The organism is uncultured Dialister sp. (genome assembly GCF_900538805.1).
GTDB lineage: Bacteria > Bacillota > Negativicutes > Veillonellales > Dialisteraceae > Dialister.
Genome location: NZ_UPZP01000131.1, coordinates 1 through 4,946, shown reverse-complemented (window position 1 = coordinate 4,946; position 4,946 = coordinate 1). Strand labels below are relative to the sequence as shown.

At 56.7% G+C, this 4,946-nt stretch carries 4 protein-coding genes; 3 read left to right on the top strand and 1 reads right to left on the bottom strand.

The genetic code is table 11. The features are described 5' to 3' along the window. Nucleotides 1-28: 28 nt before the first annotated feature. Nucleotides 29-1,150 carry a M20/M25/M40 family metallo-hydrolase gene (locus QZQ29_RS08865; protein ID WP_296962456.1) on the bottom strand — a complete coding sequence of 374 codons (1,122 nt, stop codon included), beginning with the start codon at nt 1,148-1,150 and terminating at the stop codon, nt 29-31. Between the two features lie 147 nt (nt 1,151-1,297). Between QZQ29_RS08865 and QZQ29_RS08860 the strand changes: the two genes are divergently transcribed. The 3 genes from QZQ29_RS08860 to QZQ29_RS08850 all read left to right on the top strand — a co-directional run bounded on the left by QZQ29_RS08860 (nt 1,298) and on the right by QZQ29_RS08850 (nt 4,915). After that, on the top strand, nt 1,298-2,455 hold the full coding sequence (locus tag QZQ29_RS08860; RefSeq protein WP_296962454.1) for a DNA polymerase IV: 1,158 nt from the start codon (nt 1,298-1,300) through the stop codon (nt 2,453-2,455). Nucleotides 2,456-3,146: 691 nt separating this feature from the next. Beyond that, entirely contained in the window at nt 3,147-3,656 is a 510-nt protein-coding gene (locus QZQ29_RS08855; RefSeq protein ID WP_296962451.1) for a flavodoxin family protein, read from the top strand. A 413-nt stretch (nt 3,657-4,069) separates the two neighbouring features. Continuing rightward, nucleotides 4,070-4,915 carry a DMT family transporter gene (locus tag QZQ29_RS08850; RefSeq protein ID WP_296962449.1) on the top strand — a complete coding sequence of 282 codons (846 nt, stop codon included), beginning with the start codon at nt 4,070-4,072 and terminating at the stop codon, nt 4,913-4,915. Nucleotides 4,916-4,946: the final 31 nt, after the last annotated feature.

The window sequence follows — 4,946 nt, the reverse complement described above, 5'->3', positions numbered from 1 at the left end:
AGCTTAGCGCCGTCAGTGACGCGTCAGCTCACTGCTTCCCGAAGTGACTTTCCGCCTCAATCAGCCGATACACCAGCTCACCGGCATCATAGAGATCCTTTTCCTTCAGGTTTTCCTTATTGGTATGGAAATCGTTCATGCCTACGCCCACCAGCACAGAGGGGAAGCCCTTGGTGCCGAACCAGTTGGCATCGCTGCCGCCGCCGGAGGGAGCCACTTTGACAGGGAATCCCGCTGCGCTGCAGGCGCCTTTGAAGAGGCGGAGGGCCGGATCCGATTCTTTGACCAGGAAGGCGTCGTAGGCCTTTTCTTTTTTAATTTCCAGAGACCCCTCCGGGAACTTTTCAGCAGCTTTCCGGAAGGCATTTTCCATGTCAGAAACTACTTTCTCCAGCTTTTCGCTGCTGCGGCTCCGGGCTTCTCCGTGGACCACGCAGCGGTCGGGGACGATGTTGACGGCGGTGCCGCCTTCGATGGTGCCTAGGTTGCAGGTAGTTTCTTCATCGATACGCCCGTTGGGGCAGGCGGCGATGCCAAGGCCCGCCATGGCGATGGCGCTGGTACCCTTTTCCGGGCACATGCCGGCGTGGGCTGCCACGCCGTGGCAGATGAAGTCCAGGGTGTATTCCGAGGGGCCTGCGTTAAAGACGGAGCCCGCAGGGCCGTCGGCGTCCAGGGTGTAGCCGAAGTCAATGCTTTGGATATACTCTTCCTCAATATTCCGGGAGCCGAAGAGACCGATTTCCTCCTGCACCGTGAAGATGACTGTAATCTTTCCATGGGGAATGTAGTTTTCCTTCATCAGGTGGAGCCCTTCCAGAATGGCGGTGACGCCGGCTTTGTCATCGCCGCCTAAGATGGTATTTCCTTTGGAGCGGAAAACGCCGCTTTCCAGCACCGGCTCAATGTTCCGGCAGCATTCCACGCAGTCCATGTGGCCGGTTAAGGCGATGGACGGAAGGCCCTCTGCGTTTCCGTTGAAAGTGGCGATGAGGTTGCCGGCATTGCCTCCGTTAATGGAGCCGCCGTTGTCCTCCACAATCCGGGAAGCGCCCAGTTTCTTCAGCTCCTTCTTCAGGTAATCGCAGACCTCCCGCTCTCCCTTGCTGGGAGCGTATATTTTGACCAGGTCTGTAAAAGTCTTTCTCATTCGTTCTTCATTGACCATAGAAAGCACCTCTTTATTGAAAATTTCATAGGGCCCATGCCCTGTCCCTATTATAATGGCCGCGGCAGGAAGAGTCCAACTTGACGGATGATGGATGCGCCCCTATGATGAAGAAAAGGAGGTGATGCCATGAGACGATGGATTATGCATGTGGACATGGACGCTTTTTTCGCGTCGGTGGAACAGCGGGACCACCCGGAAATGAAAGGAAAGCCGGTCATCGTCGGCGGGAAGAGCCGCCGCGGCGTAGTGGCCACCGCTTCCTATGAAGCCAGGAAATACGGCGTCCACTCGGCCATGCCCGTTTCCAAAGCAAGGGAGCTCTGCCCCTTCGGCATTTTTGTGGAGCCAAGGTTTCAGGTGTACAAGGAAACGTCCGACAGGATTCATGAAATCATGCTCCACTATGCCGCGGCCTACGAACCCATTTCCCTGGACGAAGCGTTCCTGGACATATCGGCCATGGGAAGCCAGTATCCCACGCTTGGCGCCATCGGGAAGGCCATTAAGAAGGAAATCCTTGAAAAAACGGAACTGGTGGCTTCCGTGGGCATTGCACCTAATAAATTCCTGGCCAAAATGGCCAGCGACATGGACAAGCCCGACGGCCTTTTCATCATTCCCTACGGAAAGGAAAAGGAAATCCTCCGCCCCCTGCCGGTGCGCCGCCTCTGGGGCGTGGGGAAGGTGACGGAAGGGAAACTGATCAAAGCAGGCTTTCGGACCATAGGAAATATCCAGGACGCCTCGGTGGAAGAGCTTGCCGCCATTCTGGGAAACCAGGGAGGACTCCTGAAGCGCCTTGCCTTCGGTGTGGACGACAGGCCGGTGGAGGCACAGCGGGAAATCAAATCCATCGGCGATGAATCCACCTATGAAACGGATATTTCCGACCCCGCTGTCATAGAAAGGGAAATCGCCATCCACAGCGACATCGTGGCCCAAAGACTCAGAAAGCAGGGACTCACCGCCAGGACGGTGACCCTCAAAATACGATTCGCCTCCTTCCGCACGGTGACCAGGGCCATCTCCTTTGACGAAGGCACCAGCCTGCAGGAAGAAATCTACAGCTGCGCCATGGACCTCCTTGGTAAAATCCCCCTGACCGAAGGGGTGCGCCTCATCGGCGTCACCGCCTCCCGCCTGGGCCCGCCCCTCTCCATGGCCTCCCTCTTCTCCGAAGAGAGGGATAAAAGAAACCGGGCCGCCCGGGCCATGGACGAAATCCAGGCCAGGTTCGGCAAAAAGGCCCTGCAGAAAGGATTCTGGCTGGAAGAGAAGAAATAACTGCTGCCCTGATGGACGGTGGGATGTATTCCCAAACGCAGGAAGGGGCGCCCGCCTTCGGCGGGCAGGGGCTTCAGCCCGGCGCTTCCGCGGGGCTGAAGGTTGTGTAGAAGGGATCTATTCGTGTCCGCTGTCTGTGCCCGGCTGGTAGCTCCCGCCGGCTGGTATTTATCCACATGTATGTCACTAACGGCGTGTACCGAGATCCTTCGCTTACGCTCAGGATGACGGCGAGAGGCGGGAGCTGCTGTTCGGCAGTCATCAGTTCACTGGGATACTCTCTGCTTACTGCTGCATGCTATCTGCTGGTTCCTTCCCGCCGGGCACGGTCATCCTGAACGCAGTGAAGGATCTCGGTAAGAACAGCAAGTGAGAAAATGCCGGTAAATACTAGTCGGCGGGAAGAAGATGGCAAGCGGTCATTCGACAGCCGTACCATCTCTATATTTCGCCCCCTCTGGGCGAAGCGAACATAACCCTTTTACACAGCTTGGCGTCAGCGGCGCCCTCTTTACCGGCGTCCGGGAATACAGCCCATGGTCCGTCGGTAAGCGGATAGCTGATAGCGGATAGCGGTCACTCACCGGCCCGCTCATCCATAGCCCAAAGGCTTTTGACAGGGCCCCTCTGCATTAGGTATGATAGGGAAAGGGAAAATTATATTCTTTTTAAAAGCAGAGGAGGAACTGCTATGAAATCATTAGTATTATGGTCATCCCGTACAGGAAATACGAAAGCCGTGGCCCAGGCCATTTATGACGCCCTTCCGGGAGATAAGGACATCATAGAAGAAGGCCGGGAAAAAGATGTTTCCGGCTATGACATCATCTTTGTGGGATTCTGGGGCTTCAGGCGGGGCGCCGACATGGCTGCCAGAAGAACCCTCTCCGGCCTCCACAACCGGAAAGTGGCCATTTACGCCACCGCCGGCACCTACCCCGATTCACCGGCGGCCAGAGACTATCTGGAAGCCGCCGCTGCCCTTTTGCCAAAGGATTCCACCTGCCTTGGCACCTTCATCTGCCAGGGACGGGTTCACTCCTTCCATGTAGGAAAGCGGAGTGAACACAAGGCAGAGGTCCATCCCATGACGCCGGAAAGGCTGAAACGCCTGCAGGAAGCGGAAAAGCATCCCAATGAAGAGGATTTCAGAAATGCCGCTGCCTGGGCACTGGATATGGTGGAAAAGGCGGGCCGTTGAGGTAATGGAGTCACTGGCTGTTGAGGCACTAGCGGCAGGTGGCTGTATTCCCGAAGGTTGACAGCCCCTGCGGGGCTGAGGGTTGAGCCGGCCGCCGGGCCTGCGCCCTGGGCTGGCAGGGTTCTATCCGGGACCGGCTGGCGCCTCCCGGATGGGTTCAAAGGGTAGTTATGAAGTACCGCTGCGCTGGCGAGGAAGGCGCCCTGCCGGGCGCCATTTCATATGCCGCCTGTCGGCGGCGCCAGCCGCGTTGCCGCGAAGCGGCATATATATTCATCGCTCCGTAGGAGCGATACCACCCCCTCTGAACCTTCTGAACCCTTTGAACCCTATTTTCGGGGAATACAGGTAAGCACCGATTTGAGGCATTTGAGGCATTAGTCGTGAAAGACAGGAACCGCATGAAAGGACAAATGACACTGGGCATATCCGCCTCCATCATGGCGGCCCTTTTATTTACCGTCATGGACGTGAGCGCCAAGGTGCTCGCCCCACTGGGCATGGGCGAAATCACCTTTATCCGAGGGCTGGCGGGCCTCCTTTTCATTCCCCTTATCGCCCGTCATGAAGGGAAACCCCTGTTTTCAGGGAAAGACAGGCTTCTGCTTCACCTTAGAGGATTGTTTGGAGGATTTGGCATCCTCCTTTTCTTCTACAGCCTTTTGGGAATGAAACTGGGGGATGCGGAAATCCTGGTGCAGCTTTCCGCCTTCTTCATGTGCATTCTTTCACCCATCTTCCTGCATACCCGGCTTTCTACCGCCGTGATGCCCTGGCTGGCAGTTATTGCGGCCGGTGCCGCCGTGGTACTGCAGGTATGGAACTTTGACGCATTTAACGGATATGCCCTTCTGGGTGTGATTTCCTCCTTCTGCACCGCTTCCGCTTATACCTGCATCGGCAGACTCACGGAAAAGGGTGGACACTCGGGAGCGGAAATCGTTTTTTATTTCCAAATCTATTCCATGATAGGCGGGGCAGTTCTCATGCTGGGCCACATGGTTATGCCGGAAGGAGCAGACTGGCTCTGGATTTTCTTCATGTCCTTCTCCGCCCTCTTCGCCCAGGTGGCCCTCACCTGGGGCTGCACCCATATTCCGCCGGTCATTGTGACCTTCGCCATGTACACGGGCATTTTTTTCCACATCCTGGCAGGCTGGATCCTGTGGGGCGAGGAGCTCACGGTTTTCTCCTGGGCAGGGGGCGCAGTCATCGTCTTTGGAAGTGCTATGCTGCTGTGGAAGACAAGGAAGTGCTAGGGGGCAGTAGAGACATATGTGGCGCTGGGCG

Coding starts and splice junctions, on each gene's coding strand:
- QZQ29_RS08855 (WP_296962451.1), top strand. CDS start 3,147: ATGAAATCATTAGTATTATGGTCATCCCGTACAGGAAATACGAAAGCC.
- QZQ29_RS08850 (WP_296962449.1), top strand. CDS start 4,070: ATGACACTGGGCATATCCGCCTCCATCATGGCGGCCCTTTTATTTACC.
- QZQ29_RS08860 (WP_296962454.1), top strand. CDS start 1,298: ATGAGACGATGGATTATGCATGTGGACATGGACGCTTTTTTCGCGTCG.
- QZQ29_RS08865 (WP_296962456.1), bottom strand. CDS start 1,150: ATGAGAAAGACTTTTACAGACCTGGTCAAAATATACGCTCCCAGCAAG.